The sequence below is a fragment of the Pseudomonas sp. TE36184 genome (assembly GCF_054060055.1).
Map to the genome: position 1 here is coordinate 3,459,798 of NZ_JBSSCU010000001.1, position 25,677 is coordinate 3,485,474.

Genomic DNA, 25,677 nt, shown 5'->3' on the forward strand with positions numbered 1-25,677 from the left:
GCCTACTGCTTTTTTACGGTGTTGCGGTAAATCGTTAGAAATTGCCTTTGACCCAAGCCTGCAACCGTTCGAACAACGGCGCTTTCGCTTCGTCGTCGCCGCGGTAGCTGTCGCGGATGCTCGGGCCCGACAGGGAAATGCCGTCGGTCTGCTTTTGCAGCCCGTACAACAGCAAGCCCACACCGGTGGAATAAATCGGGTTGCGCACCACGTCGCCCAGGCCTTTGACGCCATGGGGCACGCCCAGGCGAACTGGCATGTGGAAGATCTCTTCGGCCAGTTCGACCGCGCCTTCCATCTTCGAGGTGCCACCGGTCAGCACGATGCCGGCCGGGATCAAATCTTCGTAGCCGCTGCGGCGCAGTTCCGCCTGGATCAGGGTGAACAGCTCGTCGTAACGCGGCTCGACCACTTCGGCCAGGGCCTGGCGCGACAGCTCGCGCGGTGGACGGTCGCCCACGCTCGGCACCTTGATGGTTTCACCGGCGCCGGCCAGTTTGGCCAGGGCGCAGGCATAGCGGATCTTGATCTCTTCGGCGTACTGCGTCGGTGTGCGCAACGCCATGGCGATGTCGTTGGTGACCTGGTCGCCGGCAATCGGGATCACGGCGGTGTGACGGATCGCACCCTCGGTGAAGATCGCGATGTCGGTGGTGCCGCCGCCGATGTCGACCAGGCACACGCCCAGTTCTTTTTCGTCGTCGGTCAGTACCGAGTAGGCCGAAGCCAGTTGCTCGAGAATGATGTCGTCGATTTCCAGGCCGCAGCGACGCACGCACTTTTCAATGTTCTGTGCGGCATTGACCGCGCAGGTCACCACGTGGACCTTGGCTTCCAGGCGCACGCCTGACATGCCCAGGGGCTCGCGCACGCCTTCCTGGTTGTCGATCACGTAGTCCTGCGGCAGGGTGTGCAGCACGCGCTGGTCCGCCGGGATCGCCACGGCCTGGGCGGCGTCGAGTACGCGCTCAAGGTCGGCCGCGCTGACTTCGCGGTCGCGGATCGCCACGATGCCGTGGGAGTTCAGGCTGCGGATGTGATTGCCCGCCACGCCGACGAACGCCGAGTGAATCCGGCAACCGGCCATCAGCTGCGCTTCTTCGATGGCGCGCTGGATCGATTGCACGGTGGACTCGATGTTCACCACCACGCCCTTCTTCAGGCCCCGGGACGGATGCGTGCCAATACCGACGATTTCGATCGTGCCGTCTTCCCCGACCTCGCCCACCAGCGCCACCACCTTGGAGGTGCCGATATCGAGACCGACGATCATTTTGCCGCTTTGCACGTTTGCCATGGGTCCTGCCTCTTCTTAATTCTTCGCGACAGCGGGTTGCGCTGCCGTGGGCGCAGCCGGTTCACGCCAGCCGACGGCAAGGCCGTTGGCGTAACGCAGGTCGACGCTCGCAATGTTCGTAATCTGTTCTTTCAAGGTCTTTTCATAGATGGCAATAAAGCGGCGCATCTTTTCCACCAAGCGGTCGCGTCCCAGCAACAACTCGATGCCCGGGCCGGAACTGCCTGCCCCGGTCGTCAAAAACCAGCTGCCCCGTTCACGCAATTCCAGGCGTGCAATGGAGAAGCCCAGCGGCCGCAGCATCTGGCTCAAGGCCTGGTACTGCTGCATCACTTGCTGCTGCGCCCGCTGCGGCCCGAACAGCTGCGGCAGGTGCTCGTAATTGGCCAGCTCACGCGGGGTGAACGCCTGGCCCTGGTTGTTCAACAGTGCCTCATCGCCCCAACGGGCCACGGGCAGTTGTTCTTCCAGGCGGATCGTCACCTGGTCCGGCCATACACGGCGGACTTCGGCGTGGGCGATCCACGGCATCTGCTCCAGCTCCCGGCGCATGCCGGCCAGGTCGATGGTGAAGAAGCTCGCCGCCAGGAACGGGCCGATGCGCTGCTGCACCGCTTGCTGGCTGATGTAGCTCAAGTCGCCCTGCACGCTGATCTTGGTGATCGGCCGGTCGGCATAAGGCAATAGACGCTGCGCGCCTTCGTAAGTGCCGAAGCCCAACACCACCAGCAACACCGGCCAGAACAGCGCCTTGAGGAAACCAAAGTTGGCTTTCGGCAGGCGCGCCGACATCGGCTCTTTAGCCACCATTCGGCTGGCACCCCGTGGCACCGGCTTGCGGCCGGGTGCGGGTGGGGGCTGATGACGAAGCGATGCGCCTTTCATGTCTTAGCCTCGCTGCCTTTCTTCACCGGCAACGCTGGCCGCCAGGATCGCCAGCACCAACTGCTGGAAATCCAGGCCGGCTGCGCGCGCGGCCATAGGGACCAGGCTGTGGTCGGTCATGCCCGGTGCGGTGTTGACTTCCAGGAACCAGAAATTCCCTTGGTCGTCCTGCATCACGTCTGCCCGCGCCCAACCGGCGATACCCAGCGCCTCACAGGCTTTCGCCGTGAGGTCCATCAATTCCTGTTCTTTGCTTGCGTCAAGGCCGCAGGGGATCCGGTACTGGGTATCGGAAGCCAGGTACTTGGCGTCGTAATCGTAAAAGGTGTGGGGCGTGCCCAAGGCGATGGGCGGCAATACCTGCCCACGCAGGGTGGCGATGGTGTACTCGGGACCTTGGATCCACTGTTCCACCAACACTTGCGAATCGTAGGTACTTGCCGCTTTCCATGCGTCGATCAATTCGGCGGCCGAGTTCACTTTAGCCATGCCGATACTGGAGCCTTCATGGGCAGGTTTGACGATCAAAGGCAGGCCCAGTTCCTTGGCTGCAGAAATACAATCGTCTTCGCTGCACAGCACACTGTGACGCGGGGTAGGAATTCCCAGGCTGTGCCACACCTGCTTGGTGCGCAACTTGTCCATGGCCAGCGCCGAGGCGAGGATGCCGCTGCCGGTGTAAGGAATCCCGGCGCACTCCAGCAGGCCTTGCATGCTGCCGTCTTCACCACCACGGCCGTGCAGGATGATGAAGGCGCGGTCGATCTTCTCGGCCTGCAGGCGTGCGAGGAAGTCGTCACCCACGTCGATCCCGAACGCATTCACGCCCGCGCTTTGCAGTGCTTCGAGCACGGCGTTGCCGGACTTGAGCGACACTTCACGCTCAGCGCTCTTACCGCCGAACAGCACGGCCACGCGGCCGAAGTCGGCAGGGGCGATGGTGGAGAACAGGGAGGCGTAGTTCGTGGTCATTTCGACTTCCCCTGTTCAGCAGCAAGTGCTTTGTTTACAAACAAGGGGCTCGCCAGCAATTTAGGCGCAAGACCGCCGATATCACCGGCACCCTGGCACAACAGGATGTCGCCGGCGCGCAGCAGCGGCTTGACGATCGGCGCCAGGTCCACACCGCGCTCGATGTAGATCGGGTCCAACTGGCCACGCTGACGGATGCTGTTGCACAGTTTGCGGCTGTCCGCCCCGGGGATCGGTTCTTCACCGGCCGGGTAGACTTCCATCAGCAGCAGCACGTTGGCATCGGCCAGTACATTGACGAAATCGTCATACAGGTCGCGGGTGCGGCTGTAGCGGTGCGGCTGGTAGACCATCACCAGGCGACGCTCCGGCCAACCACCGCGCACGGCCTTGATCACGGCGGCGACTTCGGTCGGGTGGTGACCGTAGTCGTCCACCAGCATCACCTCGCCACCTTCCACCGGCAGTTGCCCGTAGACCTGGAAGCGCCGGCCCACGCCGGCAAAGCCCGACAGGCCCTCGACAATGGCTTCATCGCTGACGCCTTCATCGGAGGCAATGCAGATGGTCGCCAGGGAATTGAGCACGTTGTGGTTGCCCGGCATGTTCACCGACACGTCCAGCGGTTCGCGGTCCGGGCGCAGCACGGTGAAGAATGTCTGCATGCCTTGCTGGCGCACATTGATCGCACGCACGTCGGCGTCTTCGCTGAAGCCGTAGGTCACGGTCGGACGCTTGACCAGCGGCAGGATCTCGCGCACCACCGGGTCATCCAGGCACACCACTGCCAAACCGTAGAACGGCAGGTTATGCAGGAACTCGACGAAGGTTTTCTTCAACTTGTTGAAGTCGCCGTCGTAGGTCGCCATGTGGTCGGCGTCGATGTTGGTGACCACGGCCACCAGCGGTTGCAGGTGCAGGAAGCTGGCATCGCTTTCGTCGGCTTCGGCGATCAGGTAGCGGCTGGTGCCCAGTTGTGCATTGGTGCCAGCTGCATTCAGGCGGCCACCGATCACGAAAGTCGGGTCCAGGCCACCGGCGGCGAACACCGAGGCGATCAGGCTGGTGGTGGTGGTCTTGCCGTGGGTACCGGCGACAGCAATGCCATGGCGGTAGCGCATCAGCTCGGCCAGCATCTCGGCGCGGGGCACCACGGGAATGCGACGCTCAAGGGCGCTGGCGACTTCCGGGTTGGAGGTGTTCACGGCGCTGGACACCACCAGCACGTCGGCCTCGACGGCGTTCTCGGCGCGGTGGCCGATGAAGATTTTCGCGCCGAAGGACTTCAGGCGCTCGGTGACCGGCGACTCTTTCAAGTCGGAGCCGGACACCTGGTAGCCCAGGTTCAACAATACTTCGGCAATGCCACACATGCCCACGCCGCCGATCCCGACGAAGTGGATACGACGGATGCGGCGCATTTCCGGTTGCGGCATGGCTTTCTGATTCTCAACCATGGGCCACCTCCAGGCAGATATCGACCACGGTGCGGGTTGCGTCAGGTTTGGCCAGGCGGCGTGCGGTGCTCGCCATGTTGTTGAGTCGTTCCGGTTGCATCAAAACCTCGGTCAGGCGTGCGGCCAAATCGGCGGCGCCAGTCGTTCTTTGCGGCAGTAGGAAGGCAGCGCCCTCCCCGGCCAAATATTCGGCGTTGCGGGTCTGGTGATCGTCGATCGCATGGGGCAAAGGCACCAGCAAGGACGGCAGACCGGCGGCGGCCAGTTCACTGACGGTCAGCGCACCAGCGCGACAGACCACCAGGTCGGCCCAGCCATAGGCTTGGGCCATGTCTTTGATGAAGGGCTGCACATCAGCCTCGACACCGGCCTCGCGATAACGCGTGGCGGTGACTTCATCGTGGTTCTTGCCGGCCTGGTGAAAGACCTGCGGGCGCACGTCCACAGGCAGTTGCGCCAGCGCTTGCGGCAGCAATTTATTCAGCGGCTCGGCGCCCAGGCTCCCGCCCAGGATCAGCAGGTGCGCCTTGCGCCCGGCCAAGGGCTGCCGGGCAATGTCCATAAACAGCTCGGTGCGTACCGGGTTGCCGGTGGTGCGGCGTTTGTCCGAGGCGCCGAAGGTATTCGGGAACGCTTCGCACACCCGCGCCGCCAGCGGCACCAGCAAGCGGTTGGCGGTGCCGGCGACCGCGTTCTGCTCATGCACGATCACCGGCACGCCCGCGAGCCTGGCCGCGACGCCGCCGGGGCCGGTCACGTAACCGCCGAAACCGAGCACACACACCGGCCGCAATTCACGGATGACCTTGCGCGCCTGCCACACCGCCTTGAGCAACACGAACGGTGCCTTGAGCAGCGACAGCTTGCCCTTGCCGCGCAGGCCGGTGACGTTGATCAAATGCAGCGGCAAGCCGGCGCTCGGCACCAGTTCGTTTTCGATACCACGCGGCGTTCCCAGCCAATGCACGCTGTAGCCACGGCTCTGGAATTCGCGCGCACAGGCCAGGGCCGGGAACACATGGCCCCCGGTGCCGCCCGCCATGATCAGCACGTTAGCGCCCATGGGTCGGCTCCTCGGCGAAGTCGCTTTCGCTGAACTCCATCTCTTCGCTGCCCAGGTGGGTTCGACTCTCCCACTCGATGCGCAGCAACAAGCCAAGACAGGCACAGCAGATCACCAACGAACTGCCGCCGTAACTGAGGAACGGCAAGGTCAGGCCCTTGGTCGGCAGCAGGCCGACGTTCACGCCGATATTGATCAGGAACTGGCCGATCCACAGGAACGACAAGCCATACGCCACATACGCAGCGAAATACTGTTTGGCCTTCTCGGCCCACAAGCCGATGTACATGCCGCGCACACACACGAACACGAACAGCGCGACGGTACACAGCGAACCGACCACGCCCAGCTCTTCGGCGAGCACCGAGAACACGAAGTCGGTGTGCGCTTCCGGCAGGTAGAATTGTTTCTGCACGCTGTTGCCCAGGCCCACGCCCAGCCACTCGCCGCGACCGAAGGCGATCAGCGCCTGGGTCAACTGATAGCCGGAGCCGAACTGGTCGGACCACGGGTCGGTAAAGGTGATCAGACGGGCCATCCGATAAGGTTGCGCCTGCACCAGCACGGTCACGGCAGCCACCGCCAGCACCACCATCAAGGTGAAGCGGAACAGCCCGACCCCGCCGAGGAACAGCATCGCCGCAGCGGCGCCCATCATCACGACGGTGGCCCCGAAGTCGGGTTCCATCAGCAACAGGCCGGCCATGGGCAGCAGCACGATGAACGGCTTGAAGAAGCCCATCCAGCTTTCACGCACTTCTTTCTGACGCCGCACCAGGTAGCCGGCGAGGTAGATCACCACGAACACCTTGGCGATTTCCGACGGCTGCACGTTGAACGCACCGAAGCCGATCCAGCGCATCGAACCGTTCACCTCGCGGCCGATGCCGGGCAGGATCACCATGATCAGCAAGCCAAACGCACCGATCAGCATCAGCCAGCCCAGACGCTGCCAGGTGGCGATGGGGATCATCATGGTGACGATGCACGCGCCGAGGCCGATCACTAGGTACACCAGGTGACGGATCATCATGTACAGGGTGTTGCCCGACTGCACGGCCGCCACTTCGGAGGACGCCGACGTGATCATCACCAGCCCAAGGCCCAGCAAAGCCAGGCAACCGGCGAGCATCGGGAAGTCGAGGTCGATGCCGCGCCCGGTAATGATCGGCGACGGGTACGGCTTGATGATGTTACGGAGGTTGAGATTCATGCCAAGGCCTCCACGGCGCGGGCGAACAGCTGGCCGCGCTCTTCGTAGTTCTTGAACATGTCGAAACTGGCGCACGCCGGCGACAGCAGCACCGCATCACCCGGCTGGGCCAGGGCTTTGCACTGGGCAATCGCGTCGTCGAGGGAGCTGGCGCGCACTTGCGGCACCGCATCACCGAGGGCGGCGGCGATCAAGTCGGCATCGCGGCCCATCAGCACCACCGGCGCGGCAATGGGCGGCCACCGGCCCCTTGAGGTCCTTGAAGTCGGCGCCTTTGCCGTCGCCACCGGCGATCAGCAGCAGCTTGCCGTCGATATCGGCCCCCAGGCCTTCGATGGCGGCCAGGGCCGCACCGACGTTGGTGGCCTTGGAGTCGTTGTAATAGCTGACGCCATTCAGGTCGCGGACCCACTGGCAGCGATGCTCGAGGCCGCCGAAGGTGCGCAGGCTCGCGAGCATGGCGTCGAACGGCAAGCCCACGGCATGCCCCAGCGCCAAGGCCGCGAGGGCATTGGATTGGTTGTGGGCGCCACGGATTTTCAGCTCGCGCACCGGCATCAGGTTCTGGAATTCGAAGGCCAGGTATTTCTCGCCGTTCTCTTCACGGATACCGAAGGCCTTGAAGTCGGGTTTGCCCAGGCCGAAGGTCCAGCACGGCAGGCCTTCACCCATCAGCGGACGGCTCAGGGCATCCTGGCGGTTGACCACCACTTGTTTGGCGCCGCGGAAGATCCGGTGCTTGGCCAGGTGATAGGCCGGCAGGCCGCTGTAGCGGTCCATGTGGTCTTCGCTGACGTTCAATACGGTGGCCACTTCAGCGCCCAGGTCGTGGGTGGTTTCCAGCTGGAAGCTCGACAGTTCCATCACGTACAGCTCGACGTCGTCGCTGAGCAGGTCCAGCGCCGGGGTGCCGAGGTTGCCGCCCACGGCCACGCGCTTGCCGGCCGCAGCCGCCATCTCGCCGACCAGGGTGGTCACGGTGCTTTTCGCGTTGGAACCGCTGATCGCGATGATCGGCGCCTTCGCGTTGCGCGCGAACAGGTCGATATCGCCGGACAGCTTCACGCCACGCGCCGCTGCGGCTTGCAGGGCCGGTGTCGCCAGGGCCAGGCCGGGGCTCACGTAGAGCTCGTCGGCACGGCACAGAAACTCGACATCCAACTCGCCACAACGCACTTCCACGTGCGGGTAGTCACGGCGCAGCGTGACCAGCTCCGGTGGATTTTCCCGCGTATCGGCGACGGCAAACGACGTGCCCTGGTTCGCCAGGAAGCGAACCAGGGACATGCCGCTCTTGCCGAGGCCGACAACGATGCGGAAGTGGTCTGAAGCGATCAGGGACACTCGTTTCTACCTCAGTTTCAGGGTGGCAAGACCGACCAGCACGAGAATCACGGTGATGATCCAGAATCGGACAATCACACGCGGCTCAGGCCAGCCCTTGAGTTCAAAGTGGTGGTGGATCGGCGCCATGCGGAACACGCGGCGCCCGGTCAATTTGAAGGAAGCCACCTGGATGACCACCGACAGGGTTTCCATCACGAACACACCGCCCATGATGAACAGCACGATTTCCTGGCGAACGATCACCGCGATGGTGCCCAGGGCCGCGCCCAGCGCCAGTGCGCCGACATCGCCCATGAACACTTGCGCGGGATAGGTGTTGAACCACAGGAAGCCCAGCCCGGCACCGATCAGCGCGCCGCAGAACACGATCAGTTCACCGGCGCCCGGCACATACGGGATCAGCAGGTATTCAGCGAATTTCACGTTACCCGACAGGTAGCAGAAGATGCCCAGTGCGCCGCCTACCATCACCGTCGGCATGATCGCCAGGCCGTCGAGGCCGTCGGTCAGGTTCACCGCGTTGCTGGAGCCGACGATGACGAAGTAGGTCAGCACCACGAAGCCGATGCCCAGCGGAATGCTCGCATCCTTGAGCATCGGGATGATCAAGGTGGTCTCGACCGCGCTTGGAGCCGTCATGTAGAGGAAGATCGCGGCGGCCAGGCCGAACACCGACTGCCAGAAATACTTCCAGCGGCTTGGCAGCCCCTTGGAGTTTTTCTCGATCACTTTGCGATAGTCATCGACCCAGCCGATGGCGCCGAACAACAAGGTCACCAGCAGCACCACCCAAACGTAGCGGTTGTACAGGTCGGCCCAGAGCAAGGTGCTGATGCCGATGGACGACAGAATCAGCGCGCCGCCCATGGTCGGGGTGCCGGATTTGGACAGGTGCGACTGCGGGCCGTCATTGCGAACCGATTGACCAATTTGCAGGCTCTGCAGGGTGCGGATCATCCACGGCCCCAGGAACAGCGACAGAGACAGCGCGGTCAGCACGCCCAGAATCCCGCGCAGGGTCAGGTACTGGAAGACCGCGAAGCCTTTGTGGAACTGTTGCAGATACTCAGCCAGCAGCAGCAGCATTAATGTTTCTCCGTACTTGAGCCACACAAGGCCACGACGACGTTTTCCATCACCGCGCTGCGCGATCCCTTGATCAAAATGGTTGTGTGTTTGTCTTGTTCGCCCGCACGCAGCGCCTGGATCAACTCGGCCTGGGTGGCGAAATGCCGCGCACCGGGGCCGAAGGCATTGACGGCATGAGCCATGTTCGGGCCGACGGCGTAGAGCGCGTCGACTTTGCCGTTGGCGTAAGCGCCGACTTCCCGATGGGACTGTTCGGCCCAATCGCCCAGTTCGGCGATATCACCCAGCACCAGCACCTTGCGCCCATCGAAACCCTTGAGCAGGTCGATGGCGGCGCAGACCGAGGACTGGTTGGCGTTGTAAGTGTCATCGATCACGCGCATGCCATTGCTGGCCAATTGCGCGACGGTACGGCCCTTGACCGGTTGCACCGCGCCCAGGCCGGTGGCGATGCCAAACAGCGACACGCCCAGGGCGTAAGCCGCAGCCGCGGCCGCCAAGGCATTGGCGATGTTATGGTTGCCCAGCAGGTTCAACTGCACATGCTGCTCGCCTTGCGGCGAATGCAAGGTAAAGGACGGGCAACCACGGGCGTCGACCGCGATGTTCGACGCGTGGAAATCGGCCGCAGCATTCAGCACGGCGAACGTCAGCACCTTGCGACCGGCGGCGCGTACACGCCAGGTCTCGAAGGCCTTGTCGTCAAGATTCAACACAGCTATGCCCGAGGCATCGAGGCCTTCGAGGATTTCGCCCTTGGCTTCGACGATTTTTTCCGGGCCGCCGAACTCGCCGACGTGGGCGGTCCCGGCGTTGTTGATAATTGCCACGTGAGGCTTGGTCAGCGCCACGGTGTAGGCAATTTCGCCAATACGCGAAGCGCCCAGCTCGATCACGGCCGCCGTGTGTTCCGGGGCCAGTTCGAGCAGGGTCAGCGGTGCGCCGAAATCGTTGTTCAGGTTGCCACGGGTGGCCAGCACCGGCCCGCGCGTGCGCAGGACACCGGCGAGCAGTTCCTTGACCGTGGTCTTGCCGCTGGAGCCGGTGATCGCGGCCACCGGCTTGGTGAACGCCGCACGGTTCAGCGCACCCAGTTGGCCCAAGGCCAGGCGCGTGTCGGCCACCAGCAATTGCGGCAGGGTGGAGTCCGCCACTTCGCGTTGCACCAGGGCACCGACCGCGCCTTTGGCGGCGACCTCATTCAGGTAGTCATGGCCGTCGAAACGCGGACCGGCCAGGGCAACAAACAGTTGGCCCGGCTTGATCGCACGGCTATCGATACTGACGCCATTGAAACTGCAATCACCCGACAGCATGCGCGCCGAGAGGGCCTGGGTCAGCTCGCTGAATTTCATCGCTTTAAGCATGGGCGACCTCCCAGGCGGTCAAGGCATGATCGGCCTCGACCAGATCGGAGAAAGCGTGGCGCTCGCCGTTGATTTCCTGGTAGTCCTCGTGACCTTTACCAGCCAGTACCACGACATCGTCGACGCTGGCGCTGGCGATCAATTGGGCAATGGCCGCGCCGCGACCGGCAATGAAACTGGCTTTGGATGGGTCTTTGAAGCCGACGCGGATGTCGTCGAAAATCTGGCTCGGGTCTTCGCTGCGCGGGTTGTCGTCGGTGACCAGCACGCCATCGGCCAGACGCTCGACAATCTCGGCCATCAATGGACGCTTGCCGCGGTCGCGATCACCGCCACAGCCGAACAGGCACAGCAACTTGCCCTTGGCGTGTGGGCGCAGGGCCAGCAGGACTTTTTCCAGTGCGTCCGGGGTGTGGGCGTAATCGACCACCACCAGCGGCTGCGAACCGCCGCCCAGACGTTGCATGCGACCGGCCGGGCCTTCCAGCTTCGGCAGCACGCGCAGGATTTCATCGAGCGCGTAATCCAGGCCGAGTAGCGCACCGATCGCCGCGAGGACGTTGCTCAGGTTGAAACGACCCAGCAAGGTGCTGCGCAAATGGTGCTCGCCCTGCGGCGTCACCAACGTGGCGCGCACGCCCTCGTCATTGAATTGGGCTTCGCGGCAATACAGATAGGCGCGGGAGTCTTCCAGGCTGTAGCTGATCAGGCGCGCTTCGCTGTCTTGGGCAGCCAGCTCGCGGCCGAACGCGTCATCCAGGTTCACCACGCGGCACTTCAGGTCGTTCCAGGCAAACAGCTTGGCCTTCTCGGCGGCGTAGGCTTGCATGGTGCCGTGGTAGTCCAGGTGATCGCGGGACAGGTTGGTCATCACCGCCACATCGAAAGCCAGCGCAGCAACGCGGCCCTGGTGCAAACCGTGGGACGACACTTCCATGGCAACCGCCTTGGCACCGGCCTTTTTCAGGTCGGCCAGGGTCGCTTGCACGGCGATCGGGTTCGGCGTGGTGTGTAGGCCGCTTTGCAGCGCGCCATAGAAACCGGTGCCCAGGGTGCCGACGATGCCGCAGTGCTGGCCCAACAGGTCAAGCGCCTGGGCGACCAGTTGGGTCACGCTGGTCTTGCCGTTGGTGCCGGTCACGCCAATCAGGTTCAGGTGGCGGCTCGGATCGCCGTAGAAACGCCCGGCGATGTCCGACAGTTGCGCGGCCAGGCCCTTGACGGGAATCAACGGCACGTCGGTGATCGGCAGCACGGTGGCACCGTCCACTTCATACGCCACGGCGGCGGCGCCGCGTTGCAGGGCATCGGCGATGTGCGCGCGGCCATCGTATTTACCGCCAGGCACCGCCAGGAACAGGTCCCCGGCGCGTACATTACGACTGTCCAGCGTCAGCTCGCGGATCAGCAGATCGCGACCGGCATGGGCAAAAATCTTGTTCAGGCTAAGAGACATCAGCCGCGCCCTCCATTGGCTTTTACCGCGGCGGCCGGTGGTCCGGCGTTCGCTTGTTGGGTCGGCGGCAGGTTGTCCGGCGTGATGTTCATCAGGCGCAGGGTGCCGGACATCACTTTGCTGAACACCGGCGCCGACACCAGGCCACCGAAGTAGCCCGCTTTACTCGGTTCATCGATCACGACGACGATGGCATAGCGTGGGTCGCTCATCGGGCCGAAACCGGCGAACAGCGAGCGATAGGAGTTCTCGGCATAGCCTTTGGTGCCGACCGAGGTCTTACGCGCAGTACCCGACTTGCCGGCCACGTGATACGCCGGCACCTGGGCGCGGAATACGCCGCGCGGTGCTTCGATCACTTGTTGCAGCATGCCTTGCATGGTCTTAGCGACGTTTTCCGGAATCACCTGGGTCGCTTTCGGCGCTTCGTCGACGTGGATCAGGCTCAACGGAACCATCCGACCGTTATTGGCCAATACAGAGAAAGCGTGGGCCAGCTGGATCGCGGTCACCGACAGGCCATAGCCGTAGGACAGCGTGGCGGTCTCGGCTTTTTTCCAGTCGCGGTAGTTCGGCAGGTTGCCCACGCGCTCACCCGGAAAGTCCAGGCCGGTGGGTTGGCCAAGGCCGATCTTTTGCGCCAGGTGGTAGATGGTTTCGCCGCCGATATCGAAGGCGACCTTACTCATGCCCACGTTACTGGAGTTGATCAGGATACCTGTCAGATCCAACACCGGGCCTTCGGTACGCGACACGTCACGAATGGTGTATTTGCCCAACTGCAGGGTGCCGGGGTAGACCTCGACCTTGTCGCTGGGCTTCCAGCGCCCGGTTTCCAGGGCGGCACTCATGGAGATGGCTTTCATGGTCGAACCCGGCTCGAACACGTCGATCATCGCGCGGTTGCGCATCATCGCCGGTTGCAGGTTGCGACGGTTGTTCGGGTTGTAGGTCGGCTGGTTGACCATGGCGAGGATCTCGCCGGTCTTCACGTCCATGATCACCAGGCTGCCGGCCTTCGCGCCGTTCTCGATGATCGCGTTACGCAGCTCGCGGTTGGCCAGGTATTGCAGGCGCAGGTCAATCGACAACGCCAAGGGCTTGCCGGCCTTGGCGTTTTTGGTGACTTGGACGTCTTTGATCAGTCTGCCGCGCCGATCCTTGATGACCTGTCGCTTGCCGGGCACGCCGGCCAGCCATTCATCGTAGGCCAGCTCAACCCCTTCGCGACCATGGTCGTCGATGTCGGTAAAGCCAACCATGTGCGCAGTGGTTTCACCGGCCGGGTAGAAACGGCGGAATTCCTCGATGCCATAGACACCGGGGACCTTGAGGTCGAGCACTTGCTGGCCCTGTTCGGGGGTGAGGCCGCGAACCAGGTAGATGAATTCTTTATTGGCCTGGGCTTCCAGGCGCTCGGCCAGGGCTTTCGGGTCCTGACCCAACGCGGCAGCCAGTTGTGGCCACTTGTCCTTGGCTACCTGCAATTCCTTGGCGTTGGCCCACAGCGTGGTCACCGGCGTACTGACGGCCAGGGGCTCACCGTTACGGTCGGTGATCAGGCCGCGGTGCGCAGGAATCGGAATATGTCGCAGGCTACGGGCATCGCCCTGGCCGATCAGGAAGTCGCGGTCGACCACCTGCAGGTCGATGATCCGCCAGGTGATGGCGCCGACCATCAAGGCCAGCAAGCCAAGCATCAGGCGGAAGCGCCACGGGTAAAGTGCGCCTTCGAGTTTCATCATGGCGCCACCATTCGAACTTCGGCCGCGCCAGGGATGTGCATCTTCAGCTGTTCGGTGGCCAGTATTTCGATGCGGCTGTGGGCGGTCCAGGTGCTTTGCTCGAGGATCAACCGGCCCCACTCCGCCTGCGCTTTATCACGCACACTCAATTCGCCGTACAGGGTATTGAGCAGTTGGCGGTTGTAATGGGCGCTGTAGGACACCGCAATCGCGGACACCAGCACGCCGATAAACAGCAGCAACATAAAGAAGCTGCCGCCCGGGAGGGGCTTGGCGAAGAGCCTGCTCACCGCAACTTCTCCGCGACGCGCATGACGGCGCTACGGGAGCGTGGGTTGGCCTTGAGTTCAGCTTCGGAAGCGAACTGCGCCTTGCCATGGATTTTGATTTTCGGCACGAAGGCTTCGAAACGCACCGGCAGGTTGCGTGGCAGGTTGTCGGATTCACCCTTGACCAGGCGACGCATGAACAGTTTGACGATGCGGTCTTCCAGGGAGTGGAAGCTGATCACCACCAGGCGCCCGCCCACTTCCAAGGCTTCCAGCGCGGCTTCGAGGCCGGCTTCCAGATCGCCCAACTCATTGTTGACGTGAATGCGCAGGCCCTGGAACGCACGGGTCGCCGGGTTCTTGCCCTTTTCCCAGGCAGGGTTGGCGACTTTCAGCACTTCCGCCAGGTCGGCGGTGCGCTCGAACGGCTGGATTTCGCGGCGCTCGACCACGGCGCGCGCCATGCGACCGGCGAAGCGTTCTTCGCCGTATTCCTTGAACACACGGGCGATTTCTTCCACCGGCGCGGTGGCGATGAACTGGGCGGCACTGACACCACGGGTGGGGTCCATACGCATATCCAGCGGGCCGTCGTTCATGAAACTGAAACCGCGCTCCGGGTCATCGAGCTGCGGCGAGGACACGCCCAGGTCGAGCAAAACCCCGGCCACCTTGCCTGCCATGCCGCGCTCGGCGACTTCGGCACCCAGCTCGGCAAAGCTGCGTTGTACAACGACAAAGCGGCCGTCTTCGGCCGCTAGCGCTTGCCCGGTGGCAATCGCCTGGGGGTCTTTGTCGAACCCGAGGAGTTTACCGTCGGGCCCGAGCTGGCTGAGTATCAACCGGCTGTGCCCGCCCCTGCCGAAGGTACCATCCAGATAGCAGCCATCCGCGCGTACGGCGAGAGCCTCAACGGCTTCGTCAAGCAGTACGGTGATGTGGTTAAAGCCGCTATCAATAGTCACAAGATCAAATCACGCAGTTCATCAGGCATGGCGCCCGGTTGTTGAATAGCAGCCAGGTCAGCTGCAGAAACAGCATCCCAGGCATCTTCGTCCCACAATTGGAACTTGTTCAGTTGGCCCACCAGCATTGCGCGCTTGTCGAGCTTGGCGTACTCGCGCAGACGCGGAGGCACCAGGAAACGACCACTGCCATCGAGTTCGAGGTCGACGGCATTACCGATCAGCAAACGCTGCAGACGGCGGTTTTCTTCACGCAATGAAGGCAAGGCACGCAGTTTGGTTTCAATCAACTCCCACTCATCGAGGGGGTAAACGCATAAACAAGGGTCAACGGCATCAATCGTGATGATTAACTGCCCGGAACTTCGCGAAATCAGCTCGTCACGATACCGGCTCGGCATAGCGAGACGGCCTTTTGCATCGAGACTGATAGCGTTAGCTCCGCGAAACACAGATGCGTTTCTCCAAATTTTAGCGCTTTACGTTCAAAAAACCCACTTTGTGCCACTTTCCGCCACTTGCGCACACTATAGGAATGCGCCCACCACACCGTCAAGGCGCGGATTCAAGGAAAAGCCTTACAGAACGGAGATTTAGGAGCGCAAGAGGAGGAGAAATCAGAGTTCAGCGGTATTTTTGGCTCAATAAGCACAAATAGCTCAAAGAGCTATGCTTCAAAGTTAAAGTAATTTATTAAGAGTAAGATTTTTTTGGTATTACCAAGATGCATCTGCCAATGATTTGGCAGGGAGGGATTCTTGCGTTACTACCGGGTTTCTGCACGAGATTCGGACAGAAGGAAAAAAGGTGGAGAGTCGATCTATAAGCCGGGTTCTGTCTTGAACAGTCATTCGTCTACGATGGCCATCACTGGACATCTTTAGCAACCTACCCGGTCCCAGCGCGGGCCACGCCTTGGGACCCTATTTGGTCTTGCTCCAAGTGGGGTTTACCTAGCCACGAACTGTTGCCAGACGTGCGGTGCGCTCTTACCGCACCTTTTCACCCTTACCGGCACCGAAGTGCTTAGGCGGTTATTTTCTGTGGCACTTTCCGTAGGCTCACGCCTCCCAGGCATTACCTGGCACTTCGCCCTATGGAGCCCGGACTTTCCTCCCCCCCCTAATTTTCATAGAGGGCAGCGACTGTCCAATCGACTCTCCGCCGCGCAGGTTAACGGCACGACGGAGTTAGGACAAGTATTAAAAGTGCAGCAATGCCATCACGTTCAGACGGAATACCGGTTTAACCCCGGAACTATTCGGCTTTCTGTTTATCCAGCGCGGCCTGATACAACACATTTTTACGCACCCCGGTGATTTCCGCTGCCAGCGCCGCCGCTCGCTTAAGGGGCATCTCCTTGAGCAGCAGATCCAGAACGCGCATGGCTTCGCCACCGACGGCATCTTCATTTTCCGGCGCCGTCCAACCCGCCACCAGCACCACGCACTCGCCACGCTGCTGATTGCTGTCACCTTCGACAAACGCGCGCAATTCTTCCAGCGGCAGCCCCTTGAGCGTCTCGAAGGTCTTGGTCAACTCGCGGGCCAGCAGCGCCAGGCGCTCGCCACCGAACACCAGCTCCATGTCCTGCAGGCATTCGAGAATACGATGCGGGGCTTCATAGAAGATCAGCGTGCGCGGTTCTTCCTTAAGCGCCTGAAGACGTGCGCGACGCCCCACCGCCTTGGCCGGCAGGAAACCTTCGAAGATGAAACGATCCGACGGCAACCCCGCGGCGGATAACGCCGCAATCAACGCGCATGCGCCCGGAACCGGCACTACATTGATACCCGCGGCACGCGCCTGACGGACCAGGTGGTAACCGGGATCGGAAATCAGCGGGGTACCGGCATCGGAAATCAGCGCCACATCGTCACCGGCCAGCAGGCGCGTGATAAAACGGCTGCCTTCTTCGCGCTCGTTATGTTCGTGGCAGGCCGCCAATGGCGTACTGATGCCGAAATGCTGCATCAAGCGCTGGGAGTGCCGAGTGTCTTCCGCAGCGATCAATTTAACGTCGCGCAACACTTTAAGCGCCCGGGCGCTGATGTCGTCCAGGTTGCCAATGGGCGTCGCCACGACAAAAAGCGAGCCTGCAGTGGAATTCAAAGGACCTGGAGCAGTCAAAACGCACACCTCGATGGTTGGCAAAAGCCACATTGTAGCGCGTCGACGCCGTGGAAATATGCCATCGAGATGGATGCCGTTTCAGCCGTCGGTCGGCCCTAGCCACCCAAACGCAACATTTGCACCACCTAAATTCACGGTTTCACGCCAGTAACATCGCGCCTGGGCCAGTGCTTGGGTACAATTCCACGCTAATTTGATCGGTATCAGGAACACTTACATGATCCCTTGCCTGCGGCTGCTCTCCGCCCTCTGCCTCGCTGCCTTGCTGGGCGCCTGTGCCAGCTCGCCCTCGTCCCGCCTTGGCGACCTGCCACGGACCCCGGATGCCAGTATCGAGCAACTGCTCGAACAGGCGACTACCGCCAACACGCCCGAAAAAGCTGCGTTGCTGCGCCTGAGCGCGGCCGACATGGCCTACCACCAGAACAACGCTGGCCGCTCGTCGCAGATTCTTGCGCAGGTGCCGCTGGATGTTCTCAAGCCCGCCGCGCAGGTGTTCGCCAACACCCTGGCCGCCGAACTGGCCATGACGCGTAACCAGCCCAAGGCCGCGCTGGCGGCGTTGAACCACTCCAGCCTGCAGAACCTGAAGGAGCTGCCGGCCGAACAGCAGGTCCGCACCGGCACCGTACATGCACGCGCCTATGAAGCCGACGGCCAGACCCTGGCTGCCGCTCGCGAGCGCGTGACCATGGCGCCACTGCTGACCGGCGACGCCGCCAAGAGCAACCATGAAGCCATCTGGGCGCTGATTGCCGCACTGCCGGCCGAACAACTGCAAGCCAGCGGCAACCCGACGCTCGACGGCTGGATCACCCTGGCCCAGGCGGTCAAGGGCGCCGGCACGCTGGAGCAACAGCAAGCCGCCATTGACACCTGGCGCGCGCAGAACCCGGGCCATCCGGCCGCCGTGCAACTGCCGACGCCGCTGACCAAACTCAAGGAACTGGCGAGCCAGCCGCTGAACAAGATCGCCCTGCTACTGCCGCAGGAGGGTCCACTGGCCACCGTGGCCAAGGCCCTGCGCGAAGGCTTCATGGCCGCGCATTACCAGGCTGAACAAGCCGGGCAGAAGCCGCCGGTCATCGAGTTCTATGACAGCTCGCGCCTGACCTCCCTCGACGACTTCTACGCCAAGGCCAAGGCTGCCGGCGTGCAATTGGTCGTCGGGCCGCTGGAAAAGCCGCTGGTCAAACAGCTCAGCGCGCGCCCGCAATTGCCGATTACCACCCTGGCGTTGAACTACAGCGAGACCGATCAAAACCCGGCGCAGTTGTTCCAGTTCGGCCTGGCGGCTGAAGACGAAGCTCGCGAAGTCTCGCGCCGCGCCCGTGCCGACGGCCTGCACCGCGCCGCTGCGATGGTGCCCCGTGGCGAATGGGGTGAGCGTGTCTACAAGGCCTTCCGCCAGGACTGGGAAGCCAACGGCGGCACCGTTGTCGGCGTCGAGTACGTCGACCAGCCGGTCGCCCTCGCCCAGCAGATTGCCGATCTGTTCCAACTGCGTAAAAGCGAAGGCCGTGCCAAGAGCCTGCAAAGCGCCGTCGGCACCGACGTCGCCGCACAACCTTCGCGTCGCCAGGATATCGAGTTCATCTTCCTGGCCGTCACCCCGCAACTGGCCCAGCAGATCAAGCCGACCCTGAACTTCCAGTACGCTGGCGACGTGCCGGTGTATGCGACGTCTCACGTGTTCAGCGCCAGCGGCGACAAGAACCAGTACCTGGACATGACCAACGTGATGTTCTGCGAAACCCCTTGGCTGCTCAACACCACCGACCCGCTGCGCAACCAGGTCGCTGCACAATGGCCGCAAGCCAATGGCAGCCTTGGCCGCCTGTACGCGATGGGCGTCGATGCCTACCGCCTGGCGCCACGCGTGGGCCAACTCAAGGCATTGCCGGATACGCGCATTGACGGCCTCTCGGGCAACCTGGGCATCAGCGCCCACCAGCGCGTTGACCGCCAGATGCCGTGGGCGAAGTTCGTCGGCGGCGAGGTCCAGCGTCTGCCCGATACCCCACGCTGATGCCCGAGCGGTCCAGCGCACAAAGCGGCAAGGATGCCGAAATTCAAGCGCTTGAGTACCTTCGACAACAGGGTCTGCGCCTTCTGGCGCAGAACTGGTTGTGTAAACGCGGCGAGCTTGATCTGGTCATGCTTGACGGCGATACAGTAGTATTCGTCGAAGTCCGCTACAGAAAACACGCACAATGGGGTGGCGCGCTCGCCAGTATCGACGGGCGCAAGCGTCAGAAGCTGATACTCGCCGCGCAGTTTTTCCTGCTCAAGGAGCATCGCTGGGCTGACTCCCCCTGCCGTTTCGATGTGGTTGCCATTGAAAGCACACCGTCTGGCAAAGCTGATTTGAACTGGCTCAAAGATGCCTTCGACAGCTGATTCGCCGGACATCTTCACCACATACTTTTGCTCTTTGCTTTGCGGGCTGCACATTCCTGTGCCAAATAGCCGCGCTACTTAAGGTCACACAGATGGACATGCAATCCCGAATTCGCCAGCTTTTCCAGGCCAGCATCGACACCAAGCAACAGGCGATGGACGTACTTGCACCGCACATCGAGCAAGCCAGTCAGGTCATGGTCAATGCCTTGCTCAACGAGGGCAAAATGCTTTCGTGCGGCAACGGCGGCTCGGCCGGCGATGCCCAGCATTTCTCGTCCGAGTTGCTCAACCGCTTCGAGCGCGAGCGTCCGAGCTTACCGGCCATTGCCTTGACCACCGATTCGTCGACGATCACCTCGATCGCCAACGACTACAGCTACAACGAAATCTTCTCCAAACAGATCCGCGCCCTGGGGCAACCGGGTGACGTGCTGCTGGCGATTTCCACCAGCGGCAACTCGGCGAATATTATTCAGGCGATCCAGGCCGCACATGATCGCGAAATGATTGTCGTAGCATTGACTGGCCGCGACGGCGGCGGCATGGCCTCGCTGTTGCTGCCCGAGGACGTGGAGATTCGCGTCCCGGCCAATGTCACCGCACGTATTCAGGAAGTCCACCTGCTGACGATCCACTGCCTGTGCGATCTGATCGACAGCCAACTGTTCGGGAGTGAAGAATGACCGTTAAACGCCTCAGCCTATTGGCGATTGCGCTGTGCCTCGGCATCAGCGGCTGCAGCACGGCAATCACCGCGACACGTGACACCCCCATCCAGGACGACAAGGGCACCCGCACCTTCGGCAGCAAGATTGACGACTCGTTGATCGAAACCAAGGTCGAGGTCAACGTCGCCAAGGCCGCTACGGACCTGGGCAATGGCGCGTCGCGCATCGTCGTGACCAGCTTCAACGGCGTGGTGCTGCTCGCCGGCCAAACGCCACGTGCCGAACTCAAGGCTCAGGCCGAACAAGCCGCCTCGGCCGTGCAGCGGGTCAAGAAGGTCCACAACGAATTGCAGGTAATGGACCCGATCACCCTGCTGGCCATCAGCAACGATGCGCTGCTGACCACCAAGATCAAGGCGCAGATGCTGACCGACAACGCCATTCCCGGTTCACGCATCAAAGTCGTCACCGACAACGGCATCGTTTACCTGATGGGCCTGCTGACCCAGGCAGAAGCGACCCGTGCGGCGAACTTGGTACAGGGTGTGTCCGGCGTACAGAAGATCGTGAAGGTGTTCGAGTACATCGATTGATGTAACCGACGGCCACAAAAAAAGGGCGCCGTGCATTGATTGCACGGCGCCCTTTTTACTGGCTGCAGATTACTGGTATTGCGAGTACGGGTTGCCCTGGAACTGGTTGTTCTGCTGCGGCGCCTGTTGCTGGGCGGCCGGCTGGCCATACTGCTGGCCTGGGATTGGGCCCAGGTTCACTTCTACACGACGGTTCTGCGCGCGACCGTTGACGTCGGCGTTGCTGGCGATCGGATTATCCGGACCGGCACCACGAGCGCTCAGGTTGGCAGCGCTGACGCCTTGGGAGGTCAGATAGTTGGCCACGCTCTGCGCACGACGCTGGGACAGGTCCATGTTCAACTGACGGCTGCCGGTGCTATCGGTGTAACCCACGATCTGGATGGTGTTCTGGCTGAACTGCTTGAGCGAGTTGGCCAGGTTGTTCAGCGGCGTATAGAAGCTGCTGGAGATCGCGTCCGAGTTGGTGGCGAAGGTGATGTTGCCCGGCATGATCAGTTTGATCTGATCGCCCTGGCGCTGAACTTCAACCCCGGTATTGGCCATGCTTTCGCGCAGTTTCTTTTCCTGCTGGTCGGCGTAGTAGCCATAACCCGCAGCGCCTGCACCCGCGACGACGGCACCGATCAGTGCGCCCTTGCCACGGTTGTTATGGTCGATGGCTGCACCGGCCAACGCACCGGCCAGGGCGCCGAGGCCGCCGTACTTGACGGTCTTGCTCATGCCACCGGATTCATTACTCGCCTGTCCCTGGCTGCTACCGTCATACGGATTGGGTGAAGCACAGCCAGATAACATGGCTACGGCAGTAGCGACAACGAGCAGACGACGCGGAGTGAACATGGAGAAGCTCCTACTTTTGCACTCTGGGTGCAGAGGATATGGACAATGGATCTTTGCCGGGTTTTGAACGCGACAAACGGTAAAAATTCCGTGGACGTATCTTAACCTGTAACAAAAAACGCAGGACTATCGTCGCGACACAAACCGTAGCAGACGCACGCTGAACACACGCTGAGTTTTTTGCTACAGAGCTTGACCGCCTACGTCGCAATCATGCGCGCACAAAGGGGTTCTCGCGCATCTCGTCACCGAGTCGCGTCTCCGGCCCGTGACCGGTCACCACCGTCGCCGCCTCATCCAGCGTATACAGGCGCTGCTTGATCGAGCGCACAATCGCCGCTTGGTCCCCGCCCCACAAATCCGTGCGGCCTACGCCCCGGCGAAACAACGTATCCCCGGCGATCAGCAGCTTGGCATCGGCAAACCAGAAACTCATCGACCCCGGCGTGTGCCCCGGCGTATGCAGTGCGACGCCGCAACCGCAAGCCAGCTCTTCATCGTCGGCCAGCCAACGGTCCGGCGACGGCACCGGCGTATAGGGCACGCCAAACGTCTGGCACTGCATCTCCAGGTTATCCCAGAGGAACTGGTCGGCCTTGTGCAAATGCAGGGTCGCGCCGGTCTTCTCCTTCAACTGGCCGGACGCCAGGAAGTGATCCAGGTGAGCATGGGTGTGAATGATGCTCACCACCTTGAGGCCCAGCGCCTCGAGCCGCGCCAGGATCAGCTCGTGATTGCCGCCGGGGTCGACCACGATGGCTTGTTTACTGATGGGGTCGCCGATGATGGTGCAGTTGCACTGCAAAGGGCCGACGGGGAAGGTTTCGCGGATAAGGGTCGGCTTTGCGGTGTCCATGAACGGTCCTCTCGTGCAAACGGCATAGGGTTTCCGGGCGACTGTCGCCAGAATGATTGCACTATTAAACCAGACTGGAGCGGCGTCGCACCTCAACGCAAGCAAGCTCGCCAGCAGACTCAGGCTTTAACCAATCAACCGCAGCTCCTGCGCCCGCGCGACCGCCTGGGTGCGCCGCTCCACGCCGAGCTTGCTGTTGATATGGCTCGCGTGGGTCTTGACCGTGTGCAGGGAGATGAAGAGGCGGTTACTGATCTCCTGGTTCGAACAGCCCTGGGCAATCAGTTGCAGCACCGCCAGCTCGCGGGCGCTCAGGGTTTCATGGTTGGGCGCCGGCTCGCTGACAGCAACGGCCGGCAGCAGCGCCAACAGGCTCTGGTTCAATAAACCATGGGGGTCTTGGCCGAGTTGATCGCGCATCCAGTCGGGATACCCTTCAAGCAGGCGCTGGAAGGGTTGCAGCGCGCCGCCGGCTCCGGCTTCCAGGGCGCGAACCAACACCTCGCGCGCCTTGGCCTCCTGGCCGCTCTCCAGCAGCAACTGCGCCTGCTGGGTCAGCGCCATCAGGGCAATCATCTGGCGGCCGCTGCCATGAGCGTGTTGCGCCAGGTCTTCGAGGCGCTGCAGGGCCGCCGCCGGTTGATGGCGGATCGCATCCAACGCGGCTTGCTGCAGCTCGATATGCTGCGGCAGGTGCGGATGAAACTCCGGGGCCGCCGCCGCGTGTGCGCCGTTGTAGGTTTGCCCCAGGCGGGTCAGCCAGGCGTCGGCCAGGTCGGTACGCCCCTGGGCCAACCAGAGCTCGCATTTGATCAGGGTGATCATTGCCAGGTAGTAAATCGGCGGCACGTCCCAGATGTGCATCAGGCGTTCGGCCTCGGCCAGTTCGGCGAAGGCTTTGGGGAAGTCGCCGCGGCGCCCTTCGAAGTTGGCAATCACGCAATGCCCGATCAGCACGCTGATATCCCGGCAGGCGCGGGCTTCGGCCAGGCCGGCGCGCAGGCGGACCAGGCCGGCTTCGGGCTGACAACGCGCGAGCAGCAGGTAGCCTTCGTAAAGCGCTAATCGGGCGCGCACGGCGTACAACCGTTGGGGCGAAAGGTCGTGCAAGCGTTGCAGGCCCTGACGCACTTCATCCAGCGAGCGCAGGATTTCACCCCGGGCCTGCAAGACCCGGGCACGGTCGTAATGGGCCAGGGCCTCGAACAGGGGGTTGCCGACACGCTGCGCCAATTCGAGGGATTCGCGGTTCAAGCCACGGGCGCGCCACAGGTCGGCATCGACGATCGCCAGGTTGGAGAGGGTCGACAGGCACATCAGGCGCTGACCATAACGGCGCTGCGGCAGGCTTTCCAAGGCTTCACTGCAATAGCGCTGGGTCAGCTCGCGGTCGCCTCGGCCCCGGGCGATGATCCCGCTCAGCGCCAGCCATTGCGCCAGCATCGACTTCTGCGCGGTGGCCGATGGCGCTGGCAGGAAGCGGCTGAGGTAGCCCGACAGTTCTTCCGCCGCATCCAACTGACACGCCAGGCCCAAGGCCCAGCTGTACAGCACGATCAACCGGGGCGTGCTGATCAGCAGGCTGTCGGGCAGGTCCATTTTCCAGCGTAGGAGCATGCCGACGTTCTGCTCTGCCAGCAGTTGCTCCTCGGAGAGGTTCTGCACCAGGTTCGCCGCCACATCCAGATGACCGGCGCGCAACGCCTGCTCGACCGCTTCATCGATCAGCCCCTGGGCGTTGAACCAGCGACAGGCGCGCAGGTGCAGGCTGGCGGGCGGCAGCACGGCGCTGCTCGCGCGCCGGGTGCGCAGCAGGTCGGAAAACAAATGGTGATAACGGAACCAGTGCCCCTGCTCGTCCAGCGGCACCAGAAATACCTGGTGAGCCTGCAAGTAACGCAGGATTTCCGCGCTGTCGTGGGCATCGCGTATGGCGTCGCACAGTTCACTGCAAAAGCGTTCCTGCGAAGCGGTTTCATAGAGGAATGCCTGGACTTCCGCCGGCAGGCAATCAATCACTTCTTCCAGCAAATAGTCGCGTATCAAGCCTTCGCCGCCGTGCAGGCTCTGCGGCAAGGCGCCCTCATTCCCCGCTTCGGAGGCCGCCAACAGCCAGAAACGCAAGCCGGCGACCCAGCCTTCACTGCGCCGGATCAAGTTATCCAGCGCCTCGCCGCGCAGCGAACTGCTGTGGCGATCCAACACCGCCAGGGATTCGGCGTGGGTCAGGCGCAGGTCTTGCTCATGCAGCTCCAGCAGGTGCCGAGACAGGCGCAAGCGCGCCAGGTGCCAGTCCGGGCGCTGGCGACTGGTAACCAGCACCAGCAGGCCATCGGGCAAATGATTGAGGAAAAACTGCAGGCAGCGATCAAGCACCGGGCCCTGGGCCAAATGGTAGTCATCCAGCACCAGCAACAAAGGCGCACGCGTGGACAACTGCAGCGCCAGCTCATCGAGCAAGCCATCGAGCCATTCCTCGAAGGCAAACGGTTGATGACGCTGACGCATTTTCAGCAGGCCCAGGGATTGCGCACCCAGTTGCGGGAAGTATTGCTGCAAGCCGTCAAGCAGGCGCTCGAGGAAACGCCCGGGGTCGTTATCCCGTGGGCTCAGGCCCAGCCAAAGGCTTTGCCAATGGGCGGGCAGACTCTGGCAGAACTCGACCGCCAGCGAACTCTTGCCGAACCCCGCCGGCGCGCAGACCAGCAGCAATCGCCCTTCCAGGCCAGCGCTCAGCCGTTCGCACAGGCGCGGTCGCAGCACGTAGCCGTCAGGCAGCGGAGGTCTGTAGAAGCGACCTTCCAGGGTCGGGATCACCGCGCTGGCAGGCCCCTGGATTCGGGACAGATCAGTCATCGCCGGGCTCTTGTAGAAGGCTGTTGTCGGCATTGCAGATGTCCGCAGACTAGCGGTAAAAGCGGCGGTTTTGTAGATCTTTGCAACATTTGCCTGAAAAAGAACTGCGACAAGAAATGTGAGAGGGGGCTTGCTCCCGATTGCGCTGGGGCAGCCAATAGAATTCTTGGCTGTCAGACCGCTATCGGGGGCAAGCCCCC

The 25,677-nt window shown here is 62.4% G+C and carries 21 protein-coding genes, 1 other RNA gene and 1 pseudogene; 4 read left to right on the forward strand and 19 right to left on the reverse strand.

What is annotated here, in order from left to right:
• Positions 1–34: 34 nt before the first annotated feature.
• The 16 genes and pseudogenes from ftsA to rsmI all read right to left on the reverse strand — a co-directional run bounded on the left by ftsA (position 35) and on the right by rsmI (position 17,288).
• Positions 35–1,297, reverse strand: a complete 1,263-nt coding sequence (gene ftsA / locus ACVWZP_RS15470; protein ID WP_017845923.1) for a cell division protein FtsA — start codon at positions 1,295–1,297, stop codon at positions 35–37.
• Positions 1,298–1,312: 15 nt separating this feature from the next.
• Positions 1,313–2,182, reverse strand: a complete 870-nt coding sequence (locus ACVWZP_RS15475; RefSeq protein WP_026139894.1) for a cell division protein FtsQ/DivIB — start codon at positions 2,180–2,182, stop codon at positions 1,313–1,315.
• Between the two features lie 3 nt (positions 2,183–2,185).
• Positions 2,186–3,154, reverse strand: a complete 969-nt coding sequence (locus ACVWZP_RS15480) for a D-alanine--D-alanine ligase (protein WP_017845925.1) — start codon at positions 3,152–3,154, stop codon at positions 2,186–2,188.
• Positions 3,151–4,611 carry a UDP-N-acetylmuramate--L-alanine ligase gene (gene murC / locus ACVWZP_RS15485; protein WP_046384651.1) on the reverse strand — a complete coding sequence of 487 codons (1,461 nt, stop codon included), beginning with the start codon at positions 4,609–4,611 and terminating at the stop codon, positions 3,151–3,153. Before murC ends, ACVWZP_RS15480 begins: the two co-directional genes overlap by 4 nt.
• Positions 4,604–5,674 carry an undecaprenyldiphospho-muramoylpentapeptide beta-N-acetylglucosaminyltransferase gene (gene murG / locus ACVWZP_RS15490; RefSeq protein ID WP_457369912.1) on the reverse strand — a complete coding sequence of 357 codons (1,071 nt, stop codon included), beginning with the start codon at positions 5,672–5,674 and terminating at the stop codon, positions 4,604–4,606. The genes murC and murG overlap by 8 nt, the downstream gene beginning before the upstream one ends.
• Positions 5,664–6,887: a putative lipid II flippase FtsW gene (gene ftsW / locus ACVWZP_RS15495; RefSeq protein WP_017845928.1), complete on the reverse strand. Its 1,224-nt coding sequence runs from the start codon at positions 6,885–6,887 to the stop codon at positions 5,664–5,666. The genes murG and ftsW overlap by 11 nt, the downstream gene beginning before the upstream one ends.
• A pseudogene (gene murD / locus ACVWZP_RS15500) lies at positions 6,884–8,231 on the reverse strand (UDP-N-acetylmuramoyl-L-alanine--D-glutamate ligase). The gene ftsW and the pseudogene murD overlap by 4 nt, the downstream one beginning before the upstream one ends.
• Positions 8,232–8,237: 6 nt before the next feature.
• Positions 8,238–9,320: a phospho-N-acetylmuramoyl-pentapeptide-transferase gene (mraY, locus tag ACVWZP_RS15505; protein ID WP_017845930.1), complete on the reverse strand. Its 1,083-nt coding sequence runs from the start codon at positions 9,318–9,320 to the stop codon at positions 8,238–8,240.
• Positions 9,320–10,690, reverse strand: coding sequence for a UDP-N-acetylmuramoyl-tripeptide--D-alanyl-D-alanine ligase (locus tag ACVWZP_RS15510; protein ID WP_169881199.1), 1,371 nt, complete (start codon positions 10,688–10,690; stop codon positions 9,320–9,322). The genes mraY and ACVWZP_RS15510 overlap by 1 nt, the downstream gene beginning before the upstream one ends.
• Positions 10,683–12,146, reverse strand: a complete 1,464-nt coding sequence (locus ACVWZP_RS15515) for a UDP-N-acetylmuramoyl-L-alanyl-D-glutamate--2,6-diaminopimelate ligase (protein ID WP_017845932.1) — start codon at positions 12,144–12,146, stop codon at positions 10,683–10,685. Before ACVWZP_RS15515 ends, ACVWZP_RS15510 begins: the two co-directional genes overlap by 8 nt.
• Positions 12,146–13,888 (reverse strand): peptidoglycan D,D-transpeptidase FtsI family protein, encoded by a 1,743-nt coding sequence (locus tag ACVWZP_RS15520; RefSeq protein WP_197089084.1) that lies wholly within the window; start codon positions 13,886–13,888, stop codon positions 12,146–12,148. Before ACVWZP_RS15520 ends, ACVWZP_RS15515 begins: the two co-directional genes overlap by 1 nt.
• A complete protein-coding gene (ftsL, locus tag ACVWZP_RS15525) occupies positions 13,888–14,181 on the reverse strand; it encodes a cell division protein FtsL (RefSeq protein ID WP_017845934.1) in 294 nt (97 codons plus the stop codon). The genes ACVWZP_RS15520 and ftsL overlap by 1 nt, the downstream gene beginning before the upstream one ends.
• Positions 14,178–15,125, reverse strand: coding sequence for a 16S rRNA (cytosine(1402)-N(4))-methyltransferase RsmH (rsmH, locus tag ACVWZP_RS15530; protein WP_010213048.1), 948 nt, complete (start codon positions 15,123–15,125; stop codon positions 14,178–14,180). The genes ftsL and rsmH overlap by 4 nt, the downstream gene beginning before the upstream one ends.
• The gene (gene mraZ / locus ACVWZP_RS15535; RefSeq protein ID WP_003171868.1) at positions 15,122–15,577 is read right to left on the reverse strand and encodes a division/cell wall cluster transcriptional repressor MraZ; all 456 of its coding nucleotides are present in this window, start codon (positions 15,575–15,577) and stop codon (positions 15,122–15,124) included. The genes rsmH and mraZ overlap by 4 nt, the downstream gene beginning before the upstream one ends.
• 355 nt (positions 15,578–15,932) lie before the next feature.
• Positions 15,933–16,286, reverse strand: an RNA gene (gene rnpB / locus ACVWZP_RS15540) — RNase P RNA component class A.
• Positions 16,287–16,382: 96 nt separating this feature from the next.
• Positions 16,383–17,288, reverse strand: a complete 906-nt coding sequence (gene rsmI, locus ACVWZP_RS15545) for a 16S rRNA (cytidine(1402)-2'-O)-methyltransferase (RefSeq protein WP_162231502.1) — start codon at positions 17,286–17,288, stop codon at positions 16,383–16,385.
• 187 nt (positions 17,289–17,475) lie between these two features.
• Here rsmI and ACVWZP_RS15550 point away from each other — a divergent pair, with 187 nt between their 5' ends.
• From ACVWZP_RS15550 to ACVWZP_RS15565, 4 genes are all read left to right on the forward strand, one after another.
• The gene (locus tag ACVWZP_RS15550; RefSeq protein WP_457369913.1) at positions 17,476–19,287 is read left to right on the forward strand and encodes a penicillin-binding protein activator; all 1,812 of its coding nucleotides are present in this window, start codon (positions 17,476–17,478) and stop codon (positions 19,285–19,287) included.
• Positions 19,287–19,658, forward strand: a complete 372-nt coding sequence (locus ACVWZP_RS15555; RefSeq protein WP_457369914.1) for a YraN family protein — start codon at positions 19,287–19,289, stop codon at positions 19,656–19,658. Before ACVWZP_RS15550 ends, ACVWZP_RS15555 begins: the two co-directional genes overlap by 1 nt.
• A gap of 92 nt (positions 19,659–19,750) precedes the next feature.
• Positions 19,751–20,344: a phosphoheptose isomerase gene (locus ACVWZP_RS15560; RefSeq protein WP_003171862.1), complete on the forward strand. Its 594-nt coding sequence runs from the start codon at positions 19,751–19,753 to the stop codon at positions 20,342–20,344.
• The gene (locus ACVWZP_RS15565) at positions 20,341–20,922 is read left to right on the forward strand and encodes a BON domain-containing protein (protein WP_017845939.1); all 582 of its coding nucleotides are present in this window, start codon (positions 20,341–20,343) and stop codon (positions 20,920–20,922) included. The genes ACVWZP_RS15560 and ACVWZP_RS15565 overlap by 4 nt, the downstream gene beginning before the upstream one ends.
• A 69-nt stretch (positions 20,923–20,991) precedes the next feature.
• On the opposite strand, the gene ACVWZP_RS15570 is transcribed toward ACVWZP_RS15565, so the two are convergent.
• The 3 genes from ACVWZP_RS15570 to ACVWZP_RS15580 form a co-directional block, all read right to left on the reverse strand.
• Positions 20,992–21,765: an OmpA family protein gene (locus ACVWZP_RS15570; RefSeq protein WP_457369915.1), complete on the reverse strand. Its 774-nt coding sequence runs from the start codon at positions 21,763–21,765 to the stop codon at positions 20,992–20,994.
• A gap of 211 nt (positions 21,766–21,976) precedes the next feature.
• Positions 21,977–22,621, reverse strand: a complete 645-nt coding sequence (locus ACVWZP_RS15575) for an MBL fold metallo-hydrolase (protein WP_079442874.1) — start codon at positions 22,619–22,621, stop codon at positions 21,977–21,979.
• 126 nt (positions 22,622–22,747) lie between these two features.
• Positions 22,748–25,477, reverse strand: a complete 2,730-nt coding sequence (locus ACVWZP_RS15580) for a LuxR C-terminal-related transcriptional regulator (RefSeq protein ID WP_108525389.1) — start codon at positions 25,475–25,477, stop codon at positions 22,748–22,750.
• Between the last annotated feature and the right edge of the window lie 200 nt (positions 25,478–25,677).